This window comes from Sphingobium aromaticiconvertens (assembly GCF_037154075.1).
Classification (GTDB): Bacteria; Pseudomonadota; Alphaproteobacteria; order Sphingomonadales; family Sphingomonadaceae; genus Sphingobium; species Sphingobium aromaticiconvertens.
The window spans coordinates 136,811-162,754 of record NZ_JBANRJ010000002.1 but is presented as its reverse complement, the minus strand read 5'-3'; the positions used below and the strand labels follow the sequence as shown (position 1 = coordinate 162,754).

Here is a 25,944-nt window from a genome sequence, read left to right as displayed (position 1 = left end):
CTGCGGCATCGGATCCGAAGCGCAGTCGCACCGCCCTTCCCCGAAACGGCTCAACCCTGGGCCGGTCAACCTGGAAGGATAGTCTGATGCAGATCAACGGTTCGATCGCCCTCGTCACGGGCGCCAATGGCGGCATCGGCCGCGCGTTCGTCGCCGAGTTGCTGAAGCGCGGCGCCGCGAAAATCTATGTTGCCGCCCGCGACACCGCGTCGCTGCGCGACCTCCTGCAGGGCGCTGACCGCCGCCTCGTGCCGCTTCCCCTCGATGTCACCGATCCCGATCAGGTCGCGGCCGCAGCCGGCGTCGCCAGCGATGTAACCCTGCTCATCAACAATGCCGGCTATGCAGCGTTCGAAGGCGCGATCGCCGCGCCGGCCATCGACGACGCCCGCCGCGAGATGGACGTCAATTATTTCGGCACGCTGGCGATGACCCGCGCTTTTGCCCCGGCGCTCGCGGCAGCGGGTGGTGGTGCGACCATCAACATGCTCTCGATGCTGGCTCTCGTCAGCTTGCCGGTGGCCGGCACATATGCCGCGTCAAAGGCCGCGGCGCTCTCGCTTACCCGCAGCATTCGTGCCGAACTGGGCGCACAGGGCACGCAGGTGATCGGCGTGCTGGCTGTCCAGACCGATACGGCGATGGGCGCCAAACTGCCCGAGCCCCGTATGACCCCCCATGAGGTCGTCAGCGACGCCCTCAATGCGCTTGAGGCCGGCAGCAATGACGATGTCGTCGCCGGCGCCCAGACGCGCGCAATCCATGAGGCGTTCACGGCCAACCCCAAGGCCGTGCAGGCGATGATGTCGACCCGCCTCCCCATCCCGCGGAATGCCGCCCAGCCCAAGGCCGCCTGACGCCGCCGCCACTCTCGCTAGAAGGATAGGAACATGGACTTTCTCGAAACCATCGCCGCGCGCAACGCCGACTTTGCCGCCCACGGCTTTTCGCCCGACCTCAAGATCATACCCTCCAGGAAGACCATGATAATCGGATGTGTCGATCCCCGCGTCGATCCGATGGACGTGCTCGGCCTCGAGCCAGGCGAAGCGGTGGTCATCCGCAATGTCGGCGGCCGCATCAACCCGGCCCTGCTCGAAACCATGACGATCCTGCGCACGGTGTCGCACGCCGCTGGGCAGGACATCGGCGAAGGCTGGACCTTGATCGTGCTTCATCACACCGATTGCGGGATCAAGGGCTGCTATCATCACGCTCCCGAACTCCTTGCGCCCTATATGGGAGTCAAGCTCGAGGAGCTGGACGCGCTTGCAATCACCGACCCCTATGCAGCCGTCACGATCGACGTCGCCGCGCTCAAGGCCAATCCCAAACTGCCGGCGACATTTACGGTCACGGGGCTGGTCTATGATGTGGCCACCGGGTTGCGTTTGCGCTGCTATGATATCCTCGCCGATGAAGCCACGGCGCCGTCCGATACATTGCCGCTCTTTCCTGACGCATGACCTACGCTACCGCCCCGGTTGAACGCTGATGCTCGCTATATTTCTGCTGGCTGTCGCGGTCGTGCCGAGCGGCCAGGCTTTCATCTGCACACCGGTCAGGGTGTGGGACGGCGATGGGCCGATCTGGTGCCGCGAGGGACCACGGATCCGGCTCGCGGGGATCGCGGCGCGGGAAATCGACGGCTCATGCCGCAGAGGGCAGCCCTGCCCGCGCGCCAGCGGCATTGTCGCGCGCGATACGCTGGTGCGGCTGCTGGGCGGCGCCAGAGGCCTTGCTGGCACAGGCCATATCCTTGTCACAGGCCCGAGGCTCCAATGCCGATCGACCGGCAACGCGAAAGGGGATCGCACCGGCGCCTGGTGCGTAGCCCCGGCGATCGGCGATATCAGCTGCGCCATGATCGCGACCGGCACGGTGCTGCGATGGGACCGCTATGCGGCGGGCCGTTGCCGCTGAGAGGAAGAGGAAGGGCACCATCGTAACCGCGCTTTTCCAGAGTCATGTCCCGGATTTTCCTGGATCCCGAACCGTACTGAGGAAACAGCAAAAAGGCCCGGCGGCGTGAGCCGCCGGGCCTTTGCCGGTCTCAGAAGGGAATTTCGTCGTCATCGACCGAGCTGTCATTGCCGCCCTGGTCGCCACTGGCGGGCTTGGCGCGGGTGAGGAAGGTCACCTCGTCGGCGATGATCTCGACGCCGTACCGCTCGATATTCTCGTTGTCGGTCCAGCGGGTGTAGTGGATGCGACCGCGCACCATCACCTTCATCCCCTTGTCGACATATTGTTCGACGGTCTTGCCGACGCCGTTGAAGCAGGTGATCCGGTGCCATTCGGTATCTTCGATCCGCCGGCCATTGTCGTCCTTGACGATCTTGCCGTTGCTGTCGCGCTTGGGCCGCGAGTTCGCGAGGCTGAAGTGGGTGATCTTGGTGCCGCCCTGGGTGGTGCGGGCTTCCGGTGTGGCGCCGACATTGCCGGCGAGGATGACGAGGTTCTGCATGTCGAGGTTCCTTTTTTTGGGTGCCGAAGGGACCGTCCCTTCGACTGACCCCCGAAAAAGGCGGGCATGGGCGGTGCTTCCACCGGAGCGCGTCAGCCGCGCAGGGGAACCCCGACACAAGGGGTGGTGCGGGCAGCCGTGGCACACGGCAACTCGGCCCGAAGGGGAGCGGGTTGGAAGGACCGAACGACCGACTTAGGGATCAGGTCAAAAAGAAGGGATGGTGGCTTTGGTTCTATGAAACCCAGGAACCGGTGCAGAAACCTTCCCCTATCGCCGCGGCATGTCCTCGCCAGGCAGAGACCCCACAACCGGCCGTCAGCGCTTTTCCCTCCTTGGACTGTCGTCCGCAGCGAAGCGACCGCAACTCTCACGGCAACAGACATAATGGCCGTCTGACGCACGGTACGCCGCAGGCCCACCCATCCCCGGCTTCATGCGATTGGCGAGCACCTTTTCGAACCGCGCACAGGATGAGGCGGTGGTGCGCCGTCACGCGATATGCACGCTGATTACGGCAAGGAGACGGTCGACGCAGCGAGAGGCGTCGGCCACAGCGAAGGGTGACGCTCCGGCCCGGAACAAGGCGTCGATCTGGTGGCGGCGATAGGCCGGCGAAAGGATCGCTACGAGTTCCGGCAATTCCGGAGGCAGGCCCGACAGGCCCGCCTCCATAGCAAGCGCCAGGGCCTTTTCGAGGTCGTGACGGACATGGACACGGTTCCAGTCGTCGGCATAGCCGGCCTTCATCAGAAAGGCTTTGAGAGCGAGTTCGATCGCGATCGCCAGCGAATGTGCGGCACTCGCGGGGGCGATCTCCACGCTACCCGCCGCACCGCGGGAAAATCCCACAGCATTCGCCATGAAAGTGGCGACCAGCGCCGGATCGGCTATCCCGGCGAAACGGCGCGCGACGTCATCGAGCGTTGCGGCAGGAAGCCCGATCAACCAGCGCGGCCCTGCGATATTGCGCAGATGGCGCAAATGCGCAGAACCCGGTTCATCGGTGTCCGTGCCGGCCGACCAGCGTAGCAGCAGCGCGGCCTTCCAGCAGCGCCCGTGACGCTGCCGGAAGGCCAATAGAGCGCGCAGTTCCTCGTCATGCAAATCGCGCATCATCATATCTTTCTAGTTGGTGGAAAGGCGACAGCCGGCGCAGCATGGGCAACGCGGATGGTCGGCGGACTCTGAACCGCGTCCCGGCCGCCAAAACGGCCGCCGGATTCCAGTGCTGCTCAGCGACACCAAAAACGGCCTCGGCGCTCTCCCCTCTCGCCTGCGGGAATTTCGAGGGGCCGACGGTTATCGGAGCAAAAAAGGGCCGCCGGAAAACCGGCGGCCCGCGGCTTCAGCCCGCACCGCGACTGGCAGCGGAAGGAGGGCTTCCCAATGGGCCGCGGCGATCAACGACACGGAGTCCCCGAGCCTTGGCTTCGATGACAAGCCGCTCCGTCACGCCGTTGCCCTGGAAGGCGACCACGAACCGCGGCTTGAGCGAGAGCATCTGCTCGTTGCGACGGAAGCCAGCGCGATCTCCGAGTTTGCGATCGAGACCGAACCGCACCTGCTGGATGCCATTCTGCTCGGCCCAGGACGCTGCAAGCCGCTCGATACCCTTCATATCGCCGCCGTGTACGAGATACATGTCGCCGACATGGGCACGAACCTTGTTGAGGGTGGCCAGCAGGTTATCGGCGAACGTCTTCATATCTTCGTCGTTGGCGAAGGTGAGGCGGCCACCCGCGAACACAACGGGTGTTCCCTGCGCGGTGTTGGCGTTCAGAGCCCGCTCGCGGCGCGCCCGCAGGAAGGCGTGGCCGTCGACGATCCCGGCGGTGACACCGAGCGAAATGCGGTTGCCGGACGATGGCACCCATGATCTCCCGGTCTCCCGGATATAGTGCGCGGCGGCGATATCGCGCATGATCTCGAAGGCACCCGCGGATTCCTCGACCTTCTTGGCGAGATCGATCTTTTCCTCCAGATTGGCCGTGCTGATTTCGGAGCCGTCCTGTTCGGCGAGGAGCAAGCGAATGTCGTCGGTCAACCGGTCGACCAGCCCGTGTTTCTTGGCGGCGGCGCGGTGGAATAGGTTCACCAGCCCCCAGCCCAGATCTTAGATGTCACGCTCGATCGACGTGTTGCTCATCGTCGTGAAGAGATCGCTCCAGATTGCGGTGACGGTCTGCTCCAGCGCCTCGGTTGGTGGCGGCGCCATGCCACTGACGTCTTCAGCGCGGGGTTCGAGGTGCCCTAGCTCCAGTGCCGCGAGTGCGGCTGCAAGCGATGTGGTCATGATGGCGAGCCTTTCTGTCTTTGCCGGCGGCCTCTCCGCCGGATGCGCATCCTCCGGGCGCTCGCAAAAGAGGGGCTGGCACCGAGGCACAGCCGAGGGAAACTCGCGAACAAGGGGTGGTGCGGGCAGCCGTGGCACACGGCAACTCGGCCTGCCGTTCGCGGGTTGCCAGCGCCTCGCGGGCGCCCATATGCAGCATCCTGTGGCGGGGAGGTGTCGTCACAGACCGGTTTTCGCTTTGTCCTCAGCCTGCGCCGTCGATCCGGAACGGGGATATCTCCAATTCCGCCGCCGCGAGATGCGAGAGCACCGCCGCGTAGCTGCCGAGACGGCGCACCGTTTCCGCCGAAATTAGGATCTCGTCATCGTCCTAGGCGCTGAAACTCCGAACGGTCGTGCCGTCAAAGACCACCCGCTCCGGGCCAAACGCCCCAGAAGCGCCGCCCGCCCAGCGGGCGAAGACAAGGGCATGATCGACACAGAAAGTCTCGATCGCTTCGAACCGGCCCCAGGCAACCTCATGGTCGGCCAGGTACAGGGGAACGCTCGGATCGAGATCGTCCGGGTCGAACGCGGTGCCCTCCCAATCCGTGAAGGCGCCGTCGCTCTCGACGGCAGCGCAAAAGCCGGGAAGGAGGTCAGGGGACAGCGATCCGCCGATGCGGATCGCGACAGAAGCGCGATCGGCCATGAGAGTCTCCGTAGCAAGTGAGGGGGTCAGTCTGCGGACTGACCACGGTGGAATGCGTCGAGCCAGCGCGCCATCGACATGCGCTGCTCGACGGGCTTGCAGGCTTGCGCCGCCTGGAACGCGACCAGCGCGAGCGGTGCATCCGCAACGATCCGATCAACCTCGCTCGGCGAGAGAAGGCCGTGCTGACGGATATAGGCGGTGATATTGCCCGGTCTCGGTATCGCCCCGCCTCGCCCGACAACGGGCTTGCGCCAGAGGCCATCGATCGTACGCAAGCGAGGTTTTGCGCGAGCCTCCATCAGAACGATGGTGCGCAGTTCATCCTTAGAGAGCGCATCCACTTCGTGCGGCCGCATCGCGGGACAGAAGAAACAGGAGGATTTGGGCGGTACAGGCAGGCCCGCACGCTCAATACGTGCAATGCAATCCGCCCGGGTCCAGCCCAGTTCGCGAAGGGGATAACGATAGTCATAGCGTGGGTCTGCATATCCCTCGGCATGCGCGTAACGACGCTGATCGGCACTGGAACAGTCAAAGCCGATCAGTTTGACGACACGTCCGCCTTCTCCCCAGCACCGTATCGCGGGTGCCCATTGCGCCGTCCATTTGTCCTGCGGCGACACCTTCCATTTGAGCGAACACGACCCCCGCCCAAATGCCTTGGATGGCAGCGTAGCGTTGGTCAGCATGTTGGTGCCCAAGCTGTCATAGGGCGGCCAATGCTTGAAATTTCGCGGTTCGTAGCGGACGATGTCGGACGCGACATCGTGACGGTCCATCCAACGACGAAAGACCGGTATGAACGCATAGGTGTCGGTCTTCTCGGAACCGGTATCGGCGAACAGGACCATATCGATGGGCTCGCCTCGTTCGACAAGCTCGATGATCATGGCGGTAGAATCGACGCCCGCGCCCCAGGCCGCGATCACCGGCGCGCGCTCAGCCATCGGTCGAGTCCTTCGGGACAATGGCCGGGTTGATAAGCCGGTATGCGCGCGTCCTGAGCTTTGCAATCCGGCACACGGCGCCGGTTATGGGATCGCGAAATAGCGGGGCCTTGCCCTTCGGATTGGCAATGACCGTGAAGCGGTTGCGATCCTCGCCGTCATTGAAACGGATGGACTCGTCGAAGACGATGGTCTGTCCCGGCTTCGGGACTGGCTTCGCGCGTTCGAGCTTGCGGCGAACCAGGTTGGCACGGCAGCGTGCGCGCCATTCGGAGGCGTAGTCGTTGTCGGTCTCGGTCAATTCATCGAGAATTGCAGCAGGGCAGTCGCTTTCGCACGGTCCCATCGTTTCCGTCATGTCTTTGTAGCCGAACGTGCAGCCGTCGCGCGCACCGGTGCTTTGCCTGGTCAGGCACACGACAGCGAAGACGGCCCGAGCGCCGGACGCCTCGATCCGTTCGCACGCCGCGTAATAGGTCGAACCGACCATCGAAGACGCGAGAACCGTGAGACGATGGTCGGCGTGCGCATAGGTAAACTGGTTGTCGAGATAAGAGCGCGGAGTGGCGTAGCCACCCATATCGCGCATGAAGAGCCAACCCATGAGAGATCTCCTGCAATAGCGGGGTTCAGGCGGCAGCCGCGAAACGCACCGCGCCGATATCGCCGAGCATGCCGGCAAGCCGGCGCTGGAACGCGGCCACGTCGAGTAACTCGGTGATCGGCGCGCGGTGGAGCTTGCCGATCTCCTGCCCGTCACGACAGCGGCTGATCGAGACCTCGCTGTCCGGAAGAAAGCCGCGCGGGACCACGCGAACGGCGAGTTCCGCGTGGCGCAGCTCCGTCGTGCCGTCTTCGTGATCGGCCCCCATGATGGTGTTGATACGGGCGTCGTCCGCGTCGAGGCCGATTGCCGTCGCGAGGCGTGTAAGCGCGCGGCGCGCCTGATAGTGGAAGGTACGTTTGGCGTGGTAGTTTCCGCCGACGCTCTTCCCGCCAATGTCGAGCAGCGCTGGCGCGGTGTCGACCGCCAGGCGATCCGCTTCGCAACGAAGGCGAAGGACGTTCATGCTGGGCGCATCGCGTTCGGCAACGTCTGCCAGATGGCGGATAAGGAGAAGGATTGCCGCGTCGCTGGCGACAGGCTTGCCAGCACGCTGACAGTCATCGACGGCGGCGTTGAGGGCGTGGAGCGCCGCAGGCAGATGGTCCAGACCGGCGGGGGAAAGGGCCTGATTGTGGCGGTAGAGCGTATCGTAGAACATGGGAGCCTCCTTCTGAGCGCTCTGGCGCGCTCAAAAGGCCGAAGGCGTCCTCTCCTCCCCCCTCCTTGCGGCGGCAGAACGCTACGGCGAACCGGCGGGAGGCGCCGGGGTCGGGGCAGGCGATCGCCGCGATCATGCTGCTTCACGGATCTGTTCCTGGGCTTCGTCCGACGTGGCGAGGCCAGTTGCGCGGAGCAGAAAGGCCGCCGCCGCTTCGGCTTTTGCCGCAGCCGTCATGATGGCGCGGGAATCCTTGCGCAGCACCGCGAGCCACGAGCCGATATACGCAGCATGATCGTCGATATGGGCGGTCGGGAGGCCCAGATCCGCGCCAAGCAGGGCGGACGTCATCTCTGCGATATATCCTGACAGTCCAGCGAAAAATGGCGGTTGGAAGGTGAAAACCATCGGTGCCTCGAGCACTGCCCAAAAACCCCATGGCTCCCCCGAGGCGGGGGTGGGCGGCGAGAACGACCGGAGAGGCCCGCGCAAGCGGCGGGCCGCACCCGGAGGGGCGAAATGAAATGGAGCAGCTCGGCGAAGCCGGGCTTGCGGCGCGCCGTGGCGGGCCTAGCAGGGAGCGCCGACCAGACCCGCATCGAGGGAGCCCGAAAAATCAGCGCCGCCGCGCCAGCGGCGTCCGCTGGTGAGCGGGCGAAGCCCGCGCATCGCCATGCGCGACGAAGCGGCCGAGCCCGCGAGGGATCGGCCGCTCAGCGTTGGTCGCTGCTGGATCATGGCTGCCGGGTGTGCATCCAGTCGGCCGCCGCCTGCGCCTTGCTCGCCGCGGTGAAGATCGCCCGGGGCTCGTCCTTGAGCAGTTGCAGCCAGGAGGCGATGTAGGCCGCGTGATCGGGTCGCGGTTCGTGCGCGATCCCGAGATCGGCGAGCAGGAACGATGCGGTCAGCTCGGCGGTCGCTTCCTCCATGGCGAGCGCGTGCTTGGTCCACTTGGTGCTGAAACCCCGGTCGAGCCGATGGGCTGCGCCACTGGCATGAGCTGCCTCGTGAATATGGGTGGCGTAGAAGCCGTGGGCGTCGTGGAAGGCGCTGAAATCCGGCATGTGGATGCGGTCTTCGGCGATGTGATAATAGGCGCTGGCCGAGCCGTAGACGGTATCGATGCCGAGCGCGGCGATGAAGGCTTCGGCGGCGGCGAGGCGTTCGCTCTCGGGCAGGACCGGCCCCGGTTCGGGCGCATAGCCATCGATCTGATCGGCGTTGAACAGGCTGAACGCCTTGGCGAAAAGCCGTCGGTGGTCGCCATCATCGTCGCTGGCTTCGTCACCCTTCGCGCGAAACTCCTTCCAGAGGACGCCGAGGCTGGCGTGCTCGCCCTTGCGGACCTGCGCGCCGAGCGCCTGCCACTGGCGATAGGTGCCCCAGACCCCGCTCGCATAGCCGCTGCCATAGGCGGCCGCCCAGAGCGAGACCGTATTTATGCCGCGATAGGGCTTGCCGCTGGCGACGTTGGTCGGGCGGGTGACGTCGGCGCCGGAATGATGCCACGGCATGCGCCAGGTGCCGGTGCCGGCTTCGATGGCGTCGACGATCGCTTGCGTGACGCGAGCGTAGACGTCTGAGCGTGGTGAGGCTGACATGATCTGTTCTCCGTTCTCGCGCCGGGGACCATCCCCGGCGGCGGAGGCCCGTTCGCGCCGGGCACAGGGGGGCTCGCGCACCCGTCAGGGCCGCAGCGAAGCGAAGGACGGCGAAGCCGTTGCGCGGGCGCGCCGACCGGCGCAGGACTCCGCCAACAGCCGGGGTGGTCTACGGCGCGGGAGGATCGATCCCGGCAATCACCGCGGTCAGGCGATCGAGCTCGCGCTGGAGAGCTTGACGCTGGAGATCGGAGATGCGCCGTTCGCGTAGATGCGCCCTGGCATCGGCCGCCGCGCGTTCCCAGGCCGGCCTGTGGCGGACGGTGATGCAGGCGTTGGGACAGCGGGTCGGCTCGCACAGGGCGGTGAGTGGCTGCGCGGGATCGGGGGTCGTCACGCGCTTGAGGCAGAGCGCGGTCGCGGGATCGAAGAAGCAATCCGCGAGCGGGCCGACATGGAAGGTGCGCGCGACGCTGGCGAGCATGACGCGCAGGCGGGCGCGATCGGCGATCATGGCGGGCAATGGCCCGAGTTGAACGGCGGCATCGTCGAGCGTCCGCCCGATACGCGGTCCCGCCGGCCCTCCAAGCGATGCGCCGCCCTGACGCCGGTCGAAATAGTCCAGCAGGTCATCAGTCCGACCGAGCCGGCGCTGCGCCTCGACCTCGGCGCGAAACCCCGAAGCGCTGGTCCCGGCATAGCCTTCGAACGCGGCGACCGAGGCGTGCTTGTACTGGATCATGCCGGCGATGGTGCCGAACGGACGGTTGGCGATGTGCCACGCGATCGTGCGCCGGAACTGCCGCGTCGTGATGCGCCACGGCTTGCCATCGGGACCGGGCGGGATGACCGGCATATCGGGGCTGCCGAAGGCGGTGTTGAGGTGATCGCGGAAGGTGTTGAGCTGACGGACCACCTCGCTCGACAGATGCGTCTTGGAGACGGCGCTCGCGCGCAGCACCGGCCAGAGCGTATCGCTGCCGCTGGCGCGCGCCGGTCCTGCCGACAGGCGTTCGAGCACCGTGATCGCATCGGCGACCGGCTCGATCGTCACCCAGCTCGCCGCCTCGCCCACGGCCGCCCGGCGCTTGTAGATGGTCGATCGGATGCGATGCCGCTCGATCAGGCCGTCCTCACTGCGCGCGATAGAGAGACACCCGCGCCGCATCGCCTGCACCTCGCAGTCGCGCATGCCGGTCAGGTAGGCGCACACGATATAGGCGGCGGCCTGGAGCACCCGTTCCTCGTGTGCGAGAGTCTTCGCGTCGAAGCGCTCGCGCCATGGCCGACCGCTCTCGGGATCGATCGAGATCGGCGTGTCCATGCCGCCGACCTCTACCCCCAGCTCGGCCGCCACTGCGTCGATCAACCTCGCTTCACCGCCGGTCAGCAGGAGATGCGCGCCTGGCTCGGCCTGCACGTCGATCCCGGCATGGAGATGCAGGAGATGGGCGTTGATCGGTGGGGTCACGGCGCCGGTGTTGGGGTCGACGCGCAGCTTGCCGTTATGAGCGGTGCCCCAGATCGGTGCGCCGCGCCCCTCGCGGCGTCGGCGACCGAAATAGGCCTTCAGGCGGGTGCGGCGACGTTGCCGGCGATCAGCGTCCGGGAGGCCGGAGTCGGCGGCGACGAGACGATCCCGGCGCGCTTCGAGCCGATCAAGCTCGCGACGGGCTGCGAGAATGTCGTCAGCGAAGACGGTGACGTAGCGCAACGACCATGCGAGCAGCGCGGCGATGACCTCTTCCGGGAACCGCGGCGTGCGGTTCTCCCGGACATGCCGGTAGCCCGCGACGCGGGCGGGCGCCTGTCCGGCCCAGGGCTCGAATGCAAGGCCTCCGCCAGCGAGGTGGTCACGATAGTGATAGAGATCGGGGACCACTTCGAGGAGGTGGCCGACGATGACGGGTCGCCGGGCCGGATCGGCACGAAGGTGCCGGGCATAGGCATCGACCAATGCCTGATCGATACGGGAAACGTCGAGCCGTCCGAGCCGCTCACGGGCGAAAGCGAAGAACCGGCGGGCACGGTTGAATGCCTGGCGAATGCTCGCCGGCGGCAGCTTCGGGCGGTAGCCGGGAAGATCGACGTTGAGACGGGCGTAGAGATAGGCGCGCATCGCCGCCTGCACATCGGCATGTTCGAGCACGTCGAAATGCACGGTGACGTGGCAGCGCCGGGCGTTCTCGCGGAATACGGCGAGACCGAGATCCCAGCTCGGGTCGCCGACGCGAGACAGCTCCTCGCGGGCGTGGCCCTCCTTGAGCGGCGCGCTCGCCAGCACGGGGCGATCGTCGAAGGCAGGCTCTTGGGCATGGGCGGGTATGGTCATGCGCGTGCCTCCGGCGGCAGATAAAGCCGCTCGCTCTCCATCTGCCGGCGCGCATCGGCGATGACGGCATCGGAGAAGGCCGGCACGACCTGGGCGGTGATGCGGGCATGGACGCGGCCGAACTTGGCCGCCCAGTCGGTCGCGGGCAGGCTCAGCCGCTGCTCTTCGACGAAGACGAGGAAAGCCAGGATCGCGGGGAGCTTGCGCGCGGTGATGACGGCGTTAGGGCAATCAAGGCAGCCCCAGAAGGGCTGCGCACAGGGCGAACCGGCCTCGGCGAAGGGACTGTTATGGAAGCCCGCGCAGGCGGCGAGCCAGACATCCTGTTCGCCGTCGAGCAACGGACCCACGGTAGCCAGCGGCATCAGCGGCTCGGCCTGATCGGGCGCTTTGCGCAACGCCTGCTCGGCGGTGGGCGGAAGCACGGTCGGCATCGCGGCGGCGACCGCTGCGCGGAAGGCGTCGGCGACGGCCGTCTCGTGCAGGGGCCGGAGCGACGGCAGATCAGCATAGTGGCGCGCCGCTACCTCGCGCGAGTGGCCGACCGCGAAGCGGGCCATATGCCCCTCGGTCTTGGTGTACCATAGCGCCTTGTGGGTCTTGCGGAGCCGGGAGAGCAGCAGGTGGAGCGGCTTGCCGTCGTCATCGACAATATCGTTCTGCGCCACCCAGGCATCGATCCGTTCCGTCGGGTGGCGGATACCTGCCCGCAGGCCGCCAGCGTTGTGATAAACCCAAATACGATCGTCGTTTAGATGCGTGCGGGCAGTCGCCGTGACCTCGATCAGGCGACGAATAAGACCGCCAGGCGTGCCACCACCGCCGTCGCGGACGCGCATGCTCTTATGCTCGGCGCCGCGAGCGCGGCGCTTGAGATAGCGCAGCTCCACCGTGCCGGCATGGGGGTTGGTGAGACAATCCACGGTCAGCGTCTTCAGGCACTCGGGCTCGAGGCCGGTATCGAGCGTGAGCAACACGAGCAGCGCCGGCAGATCGCGCGCAAGCAGGTGATGGCGGCCATGCAGGTCGTCGATGAGCGTGCTGATCGGCAATGCGCGCCGCATGCGCATGAAATAGAGGCTCTTCAGCGCGGGCTGGTCTGCGACGATAAAGCCCTGCCGCGCGATGATCGCTTCGACATCGGCGCGCGCGCTGGCGATGACCGGGTCGCCCTCATCGGTCCGGTCGTCGGCGCCGAGACGGCGGAACATCGCTTCGACATCGGTCCTCGCGGCGTCGCGCAACGCGCGGGCGACGAAGGGGCTATAAGCATCGCGCGGGGTCGAGCGGCCCGCCGATGTGGCCAGCGTGTAGCGCAGCCGCTCATGCAGGTCGGACGCGATCCGATCGGGCCGGTCTGCCTCGATCGCGCGCAATGTGTTGATGATCTTGCCGACCGTTATGTGCCGGTGGATCGCGCCCATCCCGCGCTGTTCGAGCGCGGAGGCGAACCCATCGATATGGACTGCGCGCAGGTCGCTGACGCCAGCCACGTTCAGCGCGTCATCGCCAAGCCAGGCGAAGAACAGGCGGTAGGCATTTACATACTGCTTGATGACGCTGGCCGCACCGATGGGGCCGCCGAGCGCCGCTGACCGACGTAGCGCGCCCGCGAAGGCGATGGCGAGTGGGCGAGGAACGAGCCCAGTCATATCGATCAGGACCGTTCCGCCATGCCGTGCCTCGATCGTGAACTTGAGGCCGAGCACAGGATCGGGCTGCACGGACTCCGGCGTGATCGGCGCGAAAGCGACAGGCCGGCCCTTGCGGGGATGCCCGCTCATGCGCCCTGCGGTCCCGGCAGCAGCGCGAGCAGCTCCTCGACGGCCGCGTCCACCGTATCGGCGCGCGTCGCGATATGATCGAGGTAGATATAGGTGGTGGTGAGGCTCGCGTGGCCGAGCAGGCGTTGCACCTGTTGCAGCGGGTCGCCGAGGATCAGCCGATAGCTCTCCGCCGGCCCCGCCGGCAATGCCGCTTCGCGCAGTCGCTGCTGGATCAACAAGGCGAGCATATGAACTGCGAATGTGTGGCGAAGCTGGTGTGGGCTGATCGACAGCGGCAAACCGTTCTCTGCGCACCGGTTGCAGGCACGGGTGAAGATCACCTCCCACGAGTTGGGGCGAACCGGCTGCCCGACCTCGGTCAGCCATAGCGCCGCCGGCTCGTGGGGCGGTCCATCCTCGTCGCACAGGATCAGGCGGCATCGTTCCTCCGGGGTGCAGACATCGCGCATGCGGTCGAGACCGGCGCGGGTGACAGGGATCGGTCGTTCGAGCTTGGCCGCGCCGTCGCGCGCGGCGAACTTGGTCACGCCTGCGGCGCGTTCGACGGCGACATAGGCGGCGATCTGACGCAGCAGCCGACGCGGGACCAGCACACTGCGTCCCCGGTCGCCCTTGGTGAGCGGCGGCGGCAGGCGCAGCCAAAGCTGCTGAGCCTGATCGTGGTCGTGATCGATGGCCGCAAGCTCATCGGCGAGCAGGCCCGACGCCTCTTCAAGACGCAGGCCAGTGGTGACGAGAAGGTCGGCGAACAGCGCGTTGCGCAGCCCGTTGCGATCGCGAGCGCCGGAGCGCTCGGTGCCGTCCGGGGTGAGGCCGCGCAGGCCGACCTCGCGGAAAATGTGGTAGTCGTCCATCGTGACGAACCGCACATCCGATCGCCTGGCAACACGTTCATAGGCGTCGTTGCGCGCCGCGATCATGCCGCGACCGCCGCCCTGCGCCGGTTGCCACACGGCGCGGCGGCTGAACGGCGCGTCGGCGATCAGCCCTTGCTGCTCGCCCCAGCGGTAGAGGCGATCGAGGCTGGCGACAGCCCGGTTCCAGCTTGCCGCCGTGATCCGGTGATCGGCCTCGTCGCGGCGTCGCTCACGATGATAGGCATCGACATCGTCGCGGGTCGCAGCCCACACGGTCTTGCCGCAGGCATCGAGAAAGCGAAGCCAGACCGCAACATCATAGGCGTAGGCGCGAAGCGAGTGCCGCGAGCGGACCCCCGACAGCGGCAGGTCGAGAAAGAAGCGATCCAGATCGGGATCATAGAGCGCGTCACCGCGCAGGATCAGCGGCACATGCGCATCGAGACCCTTGGCCTCGCGGCGCTCGCAAACAGTAATGATCGACACCGGCGCGAAACCCTCCCCCCGGACCCCCCACCCGGAAGCTGACCTCACACCGATGCGCTCTATGGCCCGGCAGTTATCAGGCTGGCCTCCGCCAGCTCTTGGGTCAGCGCTACGGCCAGCCTGATTACTGCCTACCGTGGGCGTCCATCGCCGACCTTACTGCAATGTTGCGGGCGGCGCAGACTGTCCAGATAAGGCGCAAAGCTCTTCGAAAGCATAGGCGTTGTCGCCGAATTTCCTGCCAAACTCTCGGTTTAGCCGGTCAGGATGGCCGGTCCAATGCCCTGCCTCATGCGCTAACGTCGAAGCGAAATAGGCACGGGTGGAAAACAACGCGACGGGCGGCATTGTGATGCTGTCGGCAACACGGTCGTAGAAGGCCCGATCGCCGCACTGGTGAACCCTCGCCGGAAAGGCATCGAGGAAGCGCTCTGCGCGATCCGGCAGATCGTCGTCGGGAGCCACCACGCTGAGGGGGCTTGGATAAAATTTCTCCGGCAGCCCCTCGATCTGATCGGCATTGAAGACAGCGTAGGATCGCAGCACGCGTCGCATTTCGTCGGTCGTGTCGCCGGTAACGGGCGACTCCACGGTTTTGCTGTACGATTTGTAAAAGATGGCGATCTGCGACCGCTCGCCTTCGCGGACTTGGCCACCCAGCGCCTGTGACTGTTTATACGTCATCCAGGTGCGAGAATGGTAGCCGGCGCCTTCGGCGCAGAGCCACAGCCAGAAGCAATTGATGCCCTTATACGGGTCGCCGGTCGCACGAAGGGGACGGCCGCCAAGGCCCGGCCGCCATGGTTTCGCCCAAGGGCGTACGCCCGCTTCGAGTCTGTCGATGATCGCATTGGTGATGGTGTCGGCGGGCGACGGTTTATCGGTGGTCTTTGCCACGGTCATTCTCCTGATCTGGTAGAGGCGGGCCCGGACCAGCACCCTCCCCTCAGAGAGATTGCCGCCAGGGCACAAAAGGAGGGGCGACACTCCGCGAAGAGTGCCGCCCCCAAGTCGCCTCGAACCGTGCAAGCAGGCGTCAGGCCGCCTCACTCAAATCCTCCTGACCGTCTTGCGTCGCGTCATCAGGGTCGGACTCGTCGTCACCATCGTCGCCGGGATCGACATCATCGCCCTCGTCGATGAAGGTCGAGCGCAGCGCGATGGTCTCGGGCTTTTCGATGGCGTCGAAGCGCATGGCATCCGGCAGCCAGGCGGCTGCCTTTTCGCGGACTTCGGCCTCGACGATCCCCTGTCCGTTGCAGAGCGAGGCGCAGGTTGCGGCAAGGTCGCCCTTCTTGGCGTCCTTGTATCGCCCGCGCAGGATCGGCCCGCCGATGGCCTCGAGCGCGTCGAGCATGACGTCCTTCTTGACGCGGCCGAAGAAGTTTTCAGCCGTGGGGCGCCACCAATGCTCAACCTGAATGTCGAGCGCGCGACCAAGATGGTCATGGAACCCGTTGGACCGTCCGCCCTCGGCAACGTTCAGGCTCGGCTCCAGCGTGCGTGCGATCGAGAAGGCCACCCAACTGCCGCGGGCCTCGTCGTCGAGCGCACGAAAGGCATCGAAACGTTCGGACATGGTCTTATGACCGGCCCAGCTCGTATCGAGACGCTGGCGCTGATCCTCTATGGCCTGCGACGCCATCGACCCTTCGTCGCGGAAGCCGAAGATCGGGAATTGCGCACCGCTGGACTTGAGCGTCGAGTGATTGCGGACGTAGTTCTGCTCGAAGACGACATTCTGCGCCATCAGGAAGATGGTGAGATCCAGCGCCAACGCCGGATGACTGGCGATGTGGGCGACGAGGATCTGCCGGCGCTGGGTCGCCAGTTCGTCGATCAGCGTAGCGCTGAGTTTGGGTCCATGGTCGATGTCGCCGGCGCCGTCGTCACCATTGCCACCGCCCGTCACCTTGGGCGGAGCATTCGGATCGACAACCGGCTTCTCACTGAACATGCGGGTGTGAACGCGGGCTTCGCCATCGCCACCGATATAAACGAACGTCCCGATCTGCGCCCGGACCGCCGGATCGATCTCGCGACGGGAATCCTCAATGCCTTCAAGCTCCCGTTCGATTTCGTCGAGGCGATCGTTCGCCACCTCGGCCTCCGGCGTCCCCTCGGTCAATTCGCCCTCAAGCTGTTCGATGAGTTGGTCATTCTCGGCAGAAAGCGCTTCGACGCGCGCGCTTTCCGCTTCGCTAAGCGGCCGCGCGGGCGCGTGAAACTCATGAAGCTGGCGCTCGAGATCGTAGGGAACGTGGGTGGCCGCAATCGGCGTCACGAATGCGAGGCCCTCGGCCTGCGCGAGTTCGGCGGCGGCCGCCTCCAGCTTTTTGCCGGCAAGATCTTCGAGAAGATCGACGTCGATCCAGTTCTCGTCCCCCTCGGCGGCAAAGAGATCATTCTCGATGCGGCCGCCTGCGGCGACATAGGCATCGCGACCGATAAACCGCGCCTTGGCATCGTTCGCCTTGATCGTGCCGTTGAGGATCGCACGCCGGATGTTGTCGGGCTGATCGCCGTAATAGGAGGTGCTCATCTGTGCGAACACGCGAGCCTGACGATCGATGTCGCTCGTCACGGCATAGGCCTGAGCGACCCCCAAGGTGATTTCGCCGGCGGCGAGAGCCTGGAACACGCTTGGTGCAAGCTCGGCAAGCCGCACCCGCTGCTCGACGAAGCGGGTGGTGACACCCTGTCGCTTGGCAACGTCCTCGGCGGTCATCCCCTTCTGGATGAGGAAGTTGAACGCGGTGCTTTCATCCGCCGGGTTCATCGGAACGCGCTGGAAATTCTCGGTGAGGCTCGCCTCGACCGAGTTGTCGTCGTCGGTAAGGACGAGGACGGGCACGACATGGTCCACGGGGAGAGTGCCCTGTTCGATCAGGCTCTGAAGTGCGCGCAGCCGGCGCCCGCCCGCCTTGACGGTGAAATGACCCGCCTTTTTGAGCGGGGTAACGATGAGATTCTGCAACAAGCCTTGCGTTGCGATGCTGGCGGCTAGGGCATCGATACCGGCCTCACGGCTCGATTTACGGACATTGTCCTTCGACAGCGAGAGGTTCTTGACCTTCACGGACTGGATCATCTTTCGTCTCCATCTGGAACTGGCGCGCCGCCTCGACGGTCACGCGAGCCTGCTCATCAGGCCCACAAAGCCGAGGGCCCCCTCCCCTCTCCTGCGCTGGGCGCGGAGAGAGGACCTGGATCGTCAAGCGGCGATGCGCTCGATGACGGCAGCGGCATTCGCGACGGGAACGAACATCCGCGTCCTGTGCTGGATGATGTCGGTGAAACAGCCGGCTGCCTTGAGTTCGGCAAGCCGCGTGTGCGGCCAATCGAGCAGTTCGAGGCGCTGCTGGCCGGCGACCAAGCTGCGCTTGAGCCGGTAGGCTCCAACGGACGATATCTCGCCGCTGGTCATCACATGCTTTGCGGTATCGTCGCCTGACACGGTGATGGCGGCGTTGATCCCGAACGCGTCCGCGAGCTTCGACACCAGCGGTGCAGGAACGATCCGGCCGAGGAAAGACTGACCGTCATCGGTGTTCAGGCGCCAGACCTGAACATGATCATCGGGCAAGCGATCCCAGACCGGCAGGAGCAGGCCCGCGACCAGATAGAGCGTGCTGGTGCGGGTCTTGTCCCGCATCTCTTCGACCTCGGCCTGCCACAGCGCCGAAAATTCCTCCTCGCTGGTCTCTTCCCACATCGTTTCGAGCAGCAAATCCTGCCGCATCCGCTCGGAACGGGTCGGCCGAACGAGCTCGTAACGGCGAACGATCTCACCATCGTCATCGGTGAGCGAATAGGTGCTGCACCGGATCGCGGCCCTCCCGGACTTGCGATTGACGATCGGACGCGCGTCATCGCCCAGGATACGCAACGCACGGTCGAGCGGGAGCGGCTTGTAGCGCTCCTCTGTTTCCAGGCGCAGAATCTCAGTTTCGGCGCCACTGGTCTGGTCGCGCCGGATGATCGTGCGATCAAGGATCGTGATGCGTTCGGCATTGATGCTTTCAACGCCGAGATCGAGCGTGCCGGCTTCGCGCGCCGCCTCGATCCGGGCCTCGATCAGACCAAGATATTCATCGAAGATCGCATTCTGCAACGCGATGCGCAGCGCGAGAATACGATTGAGCCAGCGCTGGATGGGCGGCAGTTCCTCCTTCAGCCCTCCGCCTTCGCCCTCCAGCTCAAGTCCGGTCAGGGTCTGGAATTCGCCAAGTGTGGTCGAGCGCAGTTTACCGTCGGCAAGCAGGCGGAACCATGTTTCGAGGGATTCCTTGGCATAGTCGCTTTCGAGATTGTCCCGCGGGTCGAACAGACCTTGGCCGCCTGTCTGACGCTGGCCCCGTGTCAGGGCACCAAGGCTATCGAGGCGGCGGGCAATCGTCGAGATGAAGCGCCGCTCGCCGCGGCAGTCGGTCGATACCGGACGGAACAGCGGCGCGGTTGCCTGGTGCGTGCGATGGGTGCGGCCGAGACCCTGGATGGCCGCGTCAGCGCGCCAACCGGGTTCGAGCAGATAGTGGTTGCGGCGCGACTGGTTCTCGGCGGTGAGACTCGCGTGATAGCTGCGCCCGGTGCCGCCTGCATCGGAGAAGATCAGGATCTTCTTCTCGTTCCGCATGAAGGCGTCGGTCTCGGCAAGGTTTGTTCGCGGCGAACGGCTCTCGATTCGTTGGCGACCGTGCGCGTCGATGACGATGCGCCGGCTGCGTCCCGTCACCTCGGCGACCGCATCGGTCCCGAAGTGCCCGATGATATGGTCAAGGGCGGACCCCACGATCGGCAGGGAGCAGAACCGCTCGACGAGATTGTCGCGCATTTCGACCGCTTCCTGGCTGAAGATGGGACGCCCTTCCTCGTCGGACATAGGCTCGGAGCGCGTCTTGCCGGTGTCGTCGACGAAGGTCTTCATCTGACGGACGGGAAAGGCGGCCGTGAGATAGGACATGACGAATTCTTTGCAGTCGAGATTTATGTCGAGCGGTTCGCGTGCGGGCGCGGGTTTACGTGATGAAGACATAGTTTCTACTCCAGATAATTAATGTGGCCCCAGCCCCAACCAGCTGGAGGAACCACCATGTTGCCAAAGACGATTGTTTCATTCGGACGCCCAGAACCTTGGGCCGGAGTCACTCCCACCTCAGAAGCTCTATCCACCGCCTTCCACTCTTCTCTTCTGGGGAGCGCGGCGGGATCAGCTGCGCTTTACAAAGCCGCCGCTCGCCATTTCCTGTTCTGGATCGGGCAACAGGACGTTGCAGTGTCGGCGGTCGATGACCCCGTCGTACGACGTTTCGAGAAGCATCAGTGTCGCTGTCAGGGCTTTTCTCGGCATGAGCCCAACCGACCAAAGTTCACCAGCAAGGTCCGGCGTTTCGTCCGCTTCCTGGAGGATCTGGGCATTGTCGACGTACCCGATGATGTCGATCAGATGGACACACTGTTGGCGGAGTACGCGCCATTTCTCGTCCAGGAGCATTACAGCGCAGCAAGCATCAAGAGCTATCGATCCGAGGCAGCACACTTTGCTGCCTGGGTTCGGATCTCCCGCTTGCGTTGGGATGATGTCACTGACGAACATGTCATCCAGTACGCCGGCCACGATTGTCGGTGCCCGGTATACCGCAAGCGCGGAACGCTGATCGGCCGCCACGGACCGTTACGACGCAGCAAAGGCGCGCGGCGCTTCCTCGGTTTTCTGCGTGATCGGCATATCCTTTCGCAGGCGCATAGCCGGCAACATCAAGACGAAGATCTGGCCGCCTACAAGGCATGGCTAACGACTCATTGCGGCAGCTCTGCCGGGACGATCCGGCGCTACTGCGGAGAGGTGAAGCGATGGCTTCCCATGCTCGACCCACCGTCGGATATTGACGCGGCCGTTATCAGGCGGATCGTCAGCCACCGCATCACTGAGGCACCCGGTTCCGCATCGACCATCGCCGGCATCATGCGGAGCTATGTGCGCTTTCTCGTCTCACGCGGAGAGTGCGCCCCAGCTCTCCAGCACGCCTTTCCGCCCATAAGGCGCTATCGACTCGGCACCCTGCCACGCTACATGGATGAGGCCACGATCGAGAAGATCATCGCATCCTGCCAGACCGGCACCGCGGTGGAGATCCGCGACAAGGCCATCATCCTGCTGCTGGCCAGGCTCGGCCTGCGAGCGGGCGATATCTGGCAGCTACACCTGACGGATATCGACTGGAACGAAGGATATCTACGGGTTTGTGGCAAGAGCAGGCGGCCCGACCGCCTGCCGCTTCCCCAGGATGTCGGGGATGCGATCCTCGACTATCTGGAGCAGGCACGGCCGCCGATTAGCGAGGAGCGGTTGTTCGTGCGCGTGCAACCTCCTTTCCGACCGTTCAGTTCGTCAGCGGAGATCGCCGGTATCGTAGCCCGTGTATTTGATCGAGGCGCCATTGAGGGCGTGCCGACGGGTGCCCACGCCTTTAGACATTCGCTGGCCACACGGATGCTGCGCGCCGGTGCCGGTCTGGAGTCGGTCGGCACGATCCTGCGTCACCGTTCCCCGGCGACGACCGCCATCTACGCCAAGGTCGACATACCGATGCTGCTTAAGGTCGCTCAGGAATGGCCGGGGGACGCGGCATGATGAACACTCAGATCGAACGCTATGTCGCGTTGCATCGCAGTTTCGGCCGCAAGTTCGACGTGCAGGACCGGTTGCTTCGACAATTTGCCCGCTATGCTGATGGTTTTGGCGATCGGCACATCAAAGCCGAGAGGCTATATGATTGGTGCCGGTCAGCCAGTTCCCAGAACGTCGCCCGGGACAGATTCGACCATCTGCGCCGCTTTTGCCTTTATGCCCATGCCGAGGATCAGCAGCATGAGGTGCCGCCAGCGGGCGTATTCGGGAGTGGGAAGCGTCGTCGCCCGACGCCCCACATCATCGAGCCCGAGCAGCTTGGAGCGATTATGCAGGCTGCCCTGGATCTTCCGCCGGAAGGCAAAATCAGCCGATATACCTACCACTATCTGTTTGGCCTGCTGGCAACGACGGGGCTGCGGATATCCGAGGCTCTGGCACTCCAGCGCGGGGATATCGCAGACGATGGTCTTATCGTCCGCAACGGCAAGTTCGGCAAGCAACGTCTCGTGCCGATCCTATCATCGACGCGCGAGGCTCTGGACACATATCTGGATATCCGCAGGAGGTTGGGCGCCAGCGGTGATGACCTGTTCGTCACTACGAGAGGGCGGGCACCCCACCAGACTGTTGTTCACATCGTCTTCGTCAGATTGGCTCGCAAGCTAGGCTTCCGTGGACCAACCGGAACGCCGGGTATCCGCATCCACGATCTGCGGCACACTTTCGCCGTCCGGTCACTGGAGTCCTGTTCTCGCGATCGGGAGGCGATCCGCCATCATATGGCGGCGCTCAGCGCTTATCTGGGTCATGCCGATGTCGCCAACACATATTGGTATCTCGAGGCAACACCGGTCCTGCTTCGCGACATTGCCGTCGCCGGCGAGCAGCTTTTCCTGGGAGACGCAGCATGACCGCGCTCGCTTCCCATCTCGCCGCGTTCCTGCGCGATCATCTGCCCCGCGAGCGCAATGTCAGCCCGCACACGGTGACGACCTATGCGAACTGCTTCGCGCTGCTGGTCCGCTTCGCGGCCGATCGGCTCAAGCGACGGCCCACCGATCTGACGATCGAGGATTTTCACCCTGAGTTGATCATGGCCTTCCTCGACCATGCGGAAAATGCACGTAAGAACAGTCCCAGAACCCGCAACGCCCGGCTCGCGGCGATCCGGGCGTTCTTCCGCTACATCGAGTATCGCGTCCCCGTCTGCCTCGACCTCGCGCTACGTATCCGTTCCGTGCCGACTAAGCGGACCGACACGACCCTGATCGATTATCTGACACGGGACGAGATCACCGCGCTATTGGATGCACCGGATCCCCGTTCCCGCCTGGGTACGAGGGATCGCGCTATGCTACATCTCGCCTATGCTGGCGGCCTGCGTGTCGCCGAACTGCTGTCGCTACAAATGCAAGACTTTCCGGAACGTTCGCTCGCCACGGTCCACATCGTCGGCAAGGGCCGACGCGAGCGCGTCCTACCCCTCTGGCGCGAAACGCAGGCAGCCCTGCGGGCCTGGCTCGCCGTCAGGCCGCGATGTCACGCGCTAGAGATATTCCTCAACGCCAACGACGAACCAATGAGCCGTGACGGATTTGCGTTCAGGCTGGCCAAGCATGTGGCCACGGCCGCGAAGAAGCAGCCGTCCTTGCTACGCAAGCGGGTCACGCCTCACGTGCTCCGGCATTCCTGCGCAATGCACACGCTTGCTGCGACCGGCGACATCCGCAAAGTGGCGCTCTGGCTCGGGCATGCCAGCATCCAGAGCACGGAAGCCTATCTGCGCGCTGACCCCCAAGAAAAGCTGCAAATCCTCGCTGCGCACGGGGCGCCGGCTATCAAACCAGGCAAGTTCAGACCTCCGGCTGACCCGCTGATCATGATGCTCAACGACGTCCGGAAACGAGCATAACTCCGGAGGCCTCACGCCTCCGGGCATCGTCCCACCACATTAATTATCTGGAGTAGAAACTATGTCTTCATCACGTAAATCCGCGCCCGCACGCGAACCGCTCGACATAAATCTCGACTGCAAAGAATACATCTTATCTGGATCTCCAGATAAGACATACTCTTTGGGTGAAAGCTCTATATCCAGATTCGCCCGGTCCTCGGCGTTCAGCGCGGCCAGTGCCCGGTTGAGCATCGCCTCGGACGTCGAGACGAGCTGGATCACGACGCTCTCGCCCCGGGCCAGATCCGCTCTGATCGCCGGGATCAGCGAGGGCAGCTTCATGCCGATCAGGATCTGGCCGAAGAATCGCTGCTTGGTGGATTCGAAGATCGACAGTGCCGCAGCCTTCGCGCCGCTGTTGTAGGTGTCGTTGGAGAAACTGTCCGTCACCCGGGTGGCATCGAGCGCGGTGCGCAAATTGGCGTGGATGATCGCCCACGCATCGGCATAGGCGTCGTAGACCTCGACCTGATCGGGCGTCAGGCGATGTTCAAGGATGTCATATTCGACACCGGCGAAACTGAGCGCCCTGGCGACATAGAGGCCCTGCATCTTCAGGTCGCGGGCGATCAATTCCATCGCCGCGATCCCGCCACGCCGCAGGCTGTCGACGAATGCGCGGCGATCGGCGAAGGCGGTGGTCGGACCCCACAGGCCAAGCCGGGTGGCATAAGCGAGATTGTTGACGTCCGATGCGCCGGTCGCCGACACGTATAGGACGCGGGCGCGAGGCAGCAGGTTCTGCAGGCGCACGCCGGCGATGCCTTGATCGGAGCCGTCCTTGGTGCCGAAACGGCCTTCGCCGCCGGCGACACCCGCCATTTCGTGCGCCTCGTCGAACACCATCATACCGTCGAAATCATCGCCGACCCAGTCGAGGATCTGCTGAAGGCGAGTACCCTTGTCCCCCCGGTTGGAGCGGAGCGTCGCATAAGTGAGGAAGAGCACACCCTCGGCCGCGCCTACGGCCGAGCCCAGCTTCCACTGGTTGAGATGCTGGATGTCGAGCGCGAGACCGCCGACCGCGGTCCAGTCGCGACGTGCGTCCTCCAGCAGTGTCTCGGTCTTGGATATCCAGATGTGCTTGCGGCGCCCGCGTAGCCACTGGTCGAGGATGATGGCGGCAACCTGACGGCCCTTGCCGGCACCCGTGCCGTCGCCAAGGAAGAATCCGGTCCGGTAAGGGCGACCGTCCTGGTCCGGCGCGAGCGACAACCCTTCCTCGGCCGCCTTGAACAGACCGGAGATGTCGCGCTCGAAAGCGTCCCCGGCGTAGATCAGCGTTTCGAGCTGAGCGTCGGACAGCACCCGGTTGTCGACTACACCGGCCGGCAGCTTCGGAACGTAAGACGGCCGCGGTGCCGTAATCGAGCCCATGGCGATCGATTCCACCAGAGCGGTCGGATGCGCGGATGCACAGGGAATGGCGATGCGGCTTGGCCGATACGGCAGGTACACCCCCACCGCCTCACCGGTCGGTACGGGTTCAGCAAAGACAGTGTAGCCGATATCAAGCGCTCCGAGAGATTGGGCGGTCGTCGCGATCGGGGCCGAAAGCCGGGGTCTGCTCGAGAGACCGCCGAGTAGGGATGCGCGCGCTCGGGTTGGTGCAAGACTCGCTGGGGAGAGTCGCGGGGTTTCCGTAACGCTGGCAGGCGAAGCGATGATCGTCGCGAGCGCTTCGGCGAGTGAGTTGCACCGAACGATGGCGACGTGATCCTGGAAACCTTTTTCCAGAACGATGAGCTTCACGATCTGGCTGGTGCCGTGTTTGGCATAGGCATTGGCGGGCAGTTCGACGTGGATCGTGATCGCACAGCCGTCGGTCACCTTCGCCCAGGCGCGGCTCGATGTATCCACGCGATCGGGAAGGATAGCGGCGCAGCGCCCCCCGGCATCAAGCCGTTTCAGGGCGGCGCGCAAGTGGCGGAGCGCGGCAAGCGGGTCGGCATGTCGACCGATGCTGCGAGAAAAGGGCGGGTTGATGAGCACGGCGGTCGGGCGGATCGACAGCGGCAGCAGATCGTCGATGAGTTCGCCATCATGGCGACTGACCGGTGCAGTGGGGAATGCTGCCTGGAGCATGGCAGCGCGCCCCGGATCGATCTCGTTGAGGACAAGCTTGGCGCCAGCGCGCGCGGCGAAAACGGCGAGGAGCCCGGTGCCGGCGGAGGGCTCCAGGACGGTATCGGCTGTGGTGATGCGGACGGCGAGTGCGGCAAGGTAGCCAATCGCGGCCGGTGTCGAAAATTGCTGGAGTGCGATCTGTTCTTCGCTGCGCACATTATGCGTCGGCAGGGATGCGGTGAGCGCGGTCAGGGCCGCAAGGCACTCGGCGGGCTCTTGCGACAGGTCAAGCGTGGCGAGGTGCAGAACCTGGGCCAGCTCCAGCACATCATAAGCATCGCGGAGTGACCAATGCCCATCGGCAGCGGTTGAGCGATAGGCCGTTTCCATCGCCCGGAGCAGGCCAGGCCGGTCCACGCTGTCGCCTTTGCGGAGCTCGGCATAGACCGCGTTTGCGGCGGTAATGGATGGTTCAGTGAAATCGAGTTCGAGAGCAGCGGCTGAGGTGTGCATTGTAGGACTCCATCGTGTCGTCCGGTGCCCATCACCGGATCAAC

General features: G+C 64.8%; 21 protein-coding genes and 1 pseudogene. 6 read left to right on the top strand and 16 right to left on the bottom strand.

The features are described from left to right. The first annotated feature begins 86 nt into the window (after positions 1-86). Genes WFR25_RS25425 through WFR25_RS25415 form a run of 3 tightly spaced genes read left to right on the top strand, consistent with a single transcriptional unit; the run spans position 87 to position 1,923 of the window. Complete coding sequence (locus WFR25_RS25425) at positions 87-857, top strand: SDR family NAD(P)-dependent oxidoreductase (RefSeq protein WP_336975139.1); 771 nt, start codon at positions 87-89, stop codon at positions 855-857. A 33-nt stretch (positions 858-890) separates the two neighbouring features. Beyond that, complete coding sequence (locus WFR25_RS25420; RefSeq protein WP_336975138.1) at positions 891-1,466, top strand: carbonic anhydrase; 576 nt, start codon at positions 891-893, stop codon at positions 1,464-1,466. Positions 1,467-1,494: 28 nt separating this feature from the next. Then, positions 1,495-1,923: a thermonuclease family protein gene (locus WFR25_RS25415; protein ID WP_336975136.1), complete on the top strand. Its 429-nt coding sequence runs from the start codon at positions 1,495-1,497 to the stop codon at positions 1,921-1,923. Between the two features lie 130 nt (positions 1,924-2,053). On the opposite strand, the gene WFR25_RS25410 is transcribed toward WFR25_RS25415, so the two are convergent. The 15 genes and pseudogenes from WFR25_RS25410 to WFR25_RS25340 all read right to left on the bottom strand — a co-directional run bounded on the left by WFR25_RS25410 (position 2,054) and on the right by WFR25_RS25340 (position 19,659). After that, the gene (locus WFR25_RS25410; RefSeq protein ID WP_336975135.1) at positions 2,054-2,467 is read right to left on the bottom strand and encodes a single-stranded DNA-binding protein; all 414 of its coding nucleotides are present in this window, start codon (positions 2,465-2,467) and stop codon (positions 2,054-2,056) included. A gap of 492 nt (positions 2,468-2,959) precedes the next feature. Further along, positions 2,960-3,589 carry a hypothetical protein gene (locus WFR25_RS25405; protein WP_336975133.1) on the bottom strand — a complete coding sequence of 210 codons (630 nt, stop codon included), beginning with the start codon at positions 3,587-3,589 and terminating at the stop codon, positions 2,960-2,962. 226 nt (positions 3,590-3,815) lie between these two features. Continuing rightward, positions 3,816-4,763, bottom strand: a pseudogene (locus WFR25_RS25400) (DUF2493 domain-containing protein). A gap of 370 nt (positions 4,764-5,133) precedes the next feature. After that, on the bottom strand, positions 5,134-5,454 hold the full coding sequence (locus WFR25_RS25395) for a hypothetical protein (protein ID WP_336975132.1): 321 nt from the start codon (positions 5,452-5,454) through the stop codon (positions 5,134-5,136). 26 nt (positions 5,455-5,480) lie between these two features. Next, on the bottom strand, positions 5,481-6,404 hold the full coding sequence (locus WFR25_RS25390; RefSeq protein WP_336975131.1) for a hypothetical protein: 924 nt from the start codon (positions 6,402-6,404) through the stop codon (positions 5,481-5,483). Next, positions 6,397-7,008, bottom strand: a complete 612-nt coding sequence (locus tag WFR25_RS25385; protein ID WP_336975130.1) for a DUF6927 domain-containing protein — start codon at positions 7,006-7,008, stop codon at positions 6,397-6,399. Before WFR25_RS25385 ends, WFR25_RS25390 begins: the two co-directional genes overlap by 8 nt. Before the next feature lie 25 nt (positions 7,009-7,033). After that, positions 7,034-7,669 (bottom strand): hypothetical protein, encoded by a 636-nt coding sequence (locus WFR25_RS25380; protein ID WP_336975129.1) that lies wholly within the window; start codon positions 7,667-7,669, stop codon positions 7,034-7,036. A 132-nt stretch (positions 7,670-7,801) separates the two neighbouring features. Beyond that, positions 7,802-8,020: a zincin-like metallopeptidase domain-containing protein gene (locus WFR25_RS25375; protein WP_336975127.1), complete on the bottom strand. Its 219-nt coding sequence runs from the start codon at positions 8,018-8,020 to the stop codon at positions 7,802-7,804. 383 nt (positions 8,021-8,403) lie between these two features. Then, complete coding sequence (locus tag WFR25_RS25370; RefSeq protein ID WP_336969721.1) at positions 8,404-9,270, bottom strand: ArdC family protein; 867 nt, start codon at positions 9,268-9,270, stop codon at positions 8,404-8,406. A 169-nt stretch (positions 9,271-9,439) separates the two neighbouring features. Then, positions 9,440-11,602, bottom strand: a complete 2,163-nt coding sequence (locus tag WFR25_RS25365; RefSeq protein WP_336969722.1) for an integrase — start codon at positions 11,600-11,602, stop codon at positions 9,440-9,442. Beyond that, a complete protein-coding gene (locus WFR25_RS25360) occupies positions 11,599-13,386 on the bottom strand; it encodes a hypothetical protein (protein ID WP_087573768.1) in 1,788 nt (595 codons plus the stop codon). Before WFR25_RS25360 ends, WFR25_RS25365 begins: the two co-directional genes overlap by 4 nt. Next, a complete protein-coding gene (locus tag WFR25_RS25355) occupies positions 13,383-14,732 on the bottom strand; it encodes a tyrosine-type recombinase/integrase (RefSeq protein ID WP_336975125.1) in 1,350 nt (449 codons plus the stop codon). The genes WFR25_RS25360 and WFR25_RS25355 overlap by 4 nt, the downstream gene beginning before the upstream one ends. Before the next feature lie 156 nt (positions 14,733-14,888). Then, positions 14,889-15,635, bottom strand: a complete 747-nt coding sequence (locus WFR25_RS25350) for an ArdC family protein (protein ID WP_336975123.1) — start codon at positions 15,633-15,635, stop codon at positions 14,889-14,891. Positions 15,636-15,768: 133 nt separating this feature from the next. Further along, the gene (locus WFR25_RS25345; RefSeq protein ID WP_336975121.1) at positions 15,769-17,823 is read right to left on the bottom strand and encodes a ParB/RepB/Spo0J family partition protein; all 2,055 of its coding nucleotides are present in this window, start codon (positions 17,821-17,823) and stop codon (positions 15,769-15,771) included. A gap of 123 nt (positions 17,824-17,946) precedes the next feature. Further along, positions 17,947-19,659 (bottom strand): strawberry notch C-terminal domain-containing protein, encoded by a 1,713-nt coding sequence (locus WFR25_RS25340; protein ID WP_419723228.1) that lies wholly within the window; start codon positions 19,657-19,659, stop codon positions 17,947-17,949. 129 nt (positions 19,660-19,788) lie between these two features. Here WFR25_RS25340 and WFR25_RS25335 point away from each other — a divergent pair, with 129 nt between their 5' ends. Genes WFR25_RS25335 through WFR25_RS25325 form a run of 3 tightly spaced genes read left to right on the top strand, consistent with a single transcriptional unit; the run spans position 19,789 to position 23,278 of the window. After that, on the top strand, positions 19,789-21,366 hold the full coding sequence (locus WFR25_RS25335; protein ID WP_336975119.1) for a tyrosine-type recombinase/integrase: 1,578 nt from the start codon (positions 19,789-19,791) through the stop codon (positions 21,364-21,366). Then, on the top strand, positions 21,363-22,277 hold the full coding sequence (locus WFR25_RS25330) for a tyrosine-type recombinase/integrase (RefSeq protein WP_336975117.1): 915 nt from the start codon (positions 21,363-21,365) through the stop codon (positions 22,275-22,277). The genes WFR25_RS25335 and WFR25_RS25330 overlap by 4 nt, the downstream gene beginning before the upstream one ends. Then, a complete protein-coding gene (locus WFR25_RS25325) occupies positions 22,274-23,278 on the top strand; it encodes a tyrosine-type recombinase/integrase (protein WP_137900237.1) in 1,005 nt (334 codons plus the stop codon). Before WFR25_RS25330 ends, WFR25_RS25325 begins: the two co-directional genes overlap by 4 nt. Before the next feature lie 39 nt (positions 23,279-23,317). On the opposite strand, the gene WFR25_RS25320 is transcribed toward WFR25_RS25325, so the two are convergent. Further along, positions 23,318-25,900 carry a strawberry notch-like NTP hydrolase domain-containing protein gene (locus WFR25_RS25320; RefSeq protein WP_336975114.1) on the bottom strand — a complete coding sequence of 861 codons (2,583 nt, stop codon included), beginning with the start codon at positions 25,898-25,900 and terminating at the stop codon, positions 23,318-23,320. Between the last annotated feature and the right edge of the window lie 44 nt (positions 25,901-25,944).

Coding starts and splice junctions, on each gene's coding strand:
- WFR25_RS25370 (WP_336969721.1), bottom strand. CDS start 9,270: ATGTCAGCCTCACCACGCTCAGACGTCTACGCTCGCGTCACGCAAGCG.
- WFR25_RS25425 (WP_336975139.1), top strand. CDS start 87: ATGCAGATCAACGGTTCGATCGCCCTCGTCACGGGCGCCAATGGCGGC.
- WFR25_RS25330 (WP_336975117.1), top strand. CDS start 21,363: ATGATGAACACTCAGATCGAACGCTATGTCGCGTTGCATCGCAGTTTC.
- WFR25_RS25405 (WP_336975133.1), bottom strand. CDS start 3,589: ATGATGATGCGCGATTTGCATGACGAGGAACTGCGCGCTCTATTGGCC.
- WFR25_RS25375 (WP_336975127.1), bottom strand. CDS start 8,020: ATGACGTCCGCCCTGCTTGGCGCGGATCTGGGCCTCCCGACCGCCCAT.
- WFR25_RS25395 (WP_336975132.1), bottom strand. CDS start 5,454: ATGGCCGATCGCGCTTCTGTCGCGATCCGCATCGGCGGATCGCTGTCC.
- WFR25_RS25420 (WP_336975138.1), top strand. CDS start 891: ATGGACTTTCTCGAAACCATCGCCGCGCGCAACGCCGACTTTGCCGCC.
- WFR25_RS25410 (WP_336975135.1), bottom strand. CDS start 2,467: ATGCAGAACCTCGTCATCCTCGCCGGCAATGTCGGCGCCACACCGGAA.
- WFR25_RS25385 (WP_336975130.1), bottom strand. CDS start 7,008: ATGGGTTGGCTCTTCATGCGCGATATGGGTGGCTACGCCACTCCGCGC.
- WFR25_RS25360 (WP_087573768.1), bottom strand. CDS start 13,386: ATGAGCGGGCATCCCCGCAAGGGCCGGCCTGTCGCTTTCGCGCCGATC.
- WFR25_RS25345 (WP_336975121.1), bottom strand. CDS start 17,823: ATGATCCAGTCCGTGAAGGTCAAGAACCTCTCGCTGTCGAAGGACAAT.
- WFR25_RS25390 (WP_336975131.1), bottom strand. CDS start 6,404: ATGGCTGAGCGCGCGCCGGTGATCGCGGCCTGGGGCGCGGGCGTCGAT.
- WFR25_RS25340 (WP_419723228.1), bottom strand. CDS start 19,659: ATGAAGACCTTCGTCGACGACACCGGCAAGACGCGCTCCGAGCCTATG.
- WFR25_RS25325 (WP_137900237.1), top strand. CDS start 22,274: ATGACCGCGCTCGCTTCCCATCTCGCCGCGTTCCTGCGCGATCATCTG.
- WFR25_RS25320 (WP_336975114.1), bottom strand. CDS start 25,900: ATGCACACCTCAGCCGCTGCTCTCGAACTCGATTTCACTGAACCATCC.
- WFR25_RS25350 (WP_336975123.1), bottom strand. CDS start 15,635: ATGACCGTGGCAAAGACCACCGATAAACCGTCGCCCGCCGACACCATC.
- WFR25_RS25365 (WP_336969722.1), bottom strand. CDS start 11,602: ATGACCATACCCGCCCATGCCCAAGAGCCTGCCTTCGACGATCGCCCC.
- WFR25_RS25335 (WP_336975119.1), top strand. CDS start 19,789: ATGTGGCCCCAGCCCCAACCAGCTGGAGGAACCACCATGTTGCCAAAG.
- WFR25_RS25380 (WP_336975129.1), bottom strand. CDS start 7,669: ATGTTCTACGATACGCTCTACCGCCACAATCAGGCCCTTTCCCCCGCC.
- WFR25_RS25415 (WP_336975136.1), top strand. CDS start 1,495: ATGCTCGCTATATTTCTGCTGGCTGTCGCGGTCGTGCCGAGCGGCCAG.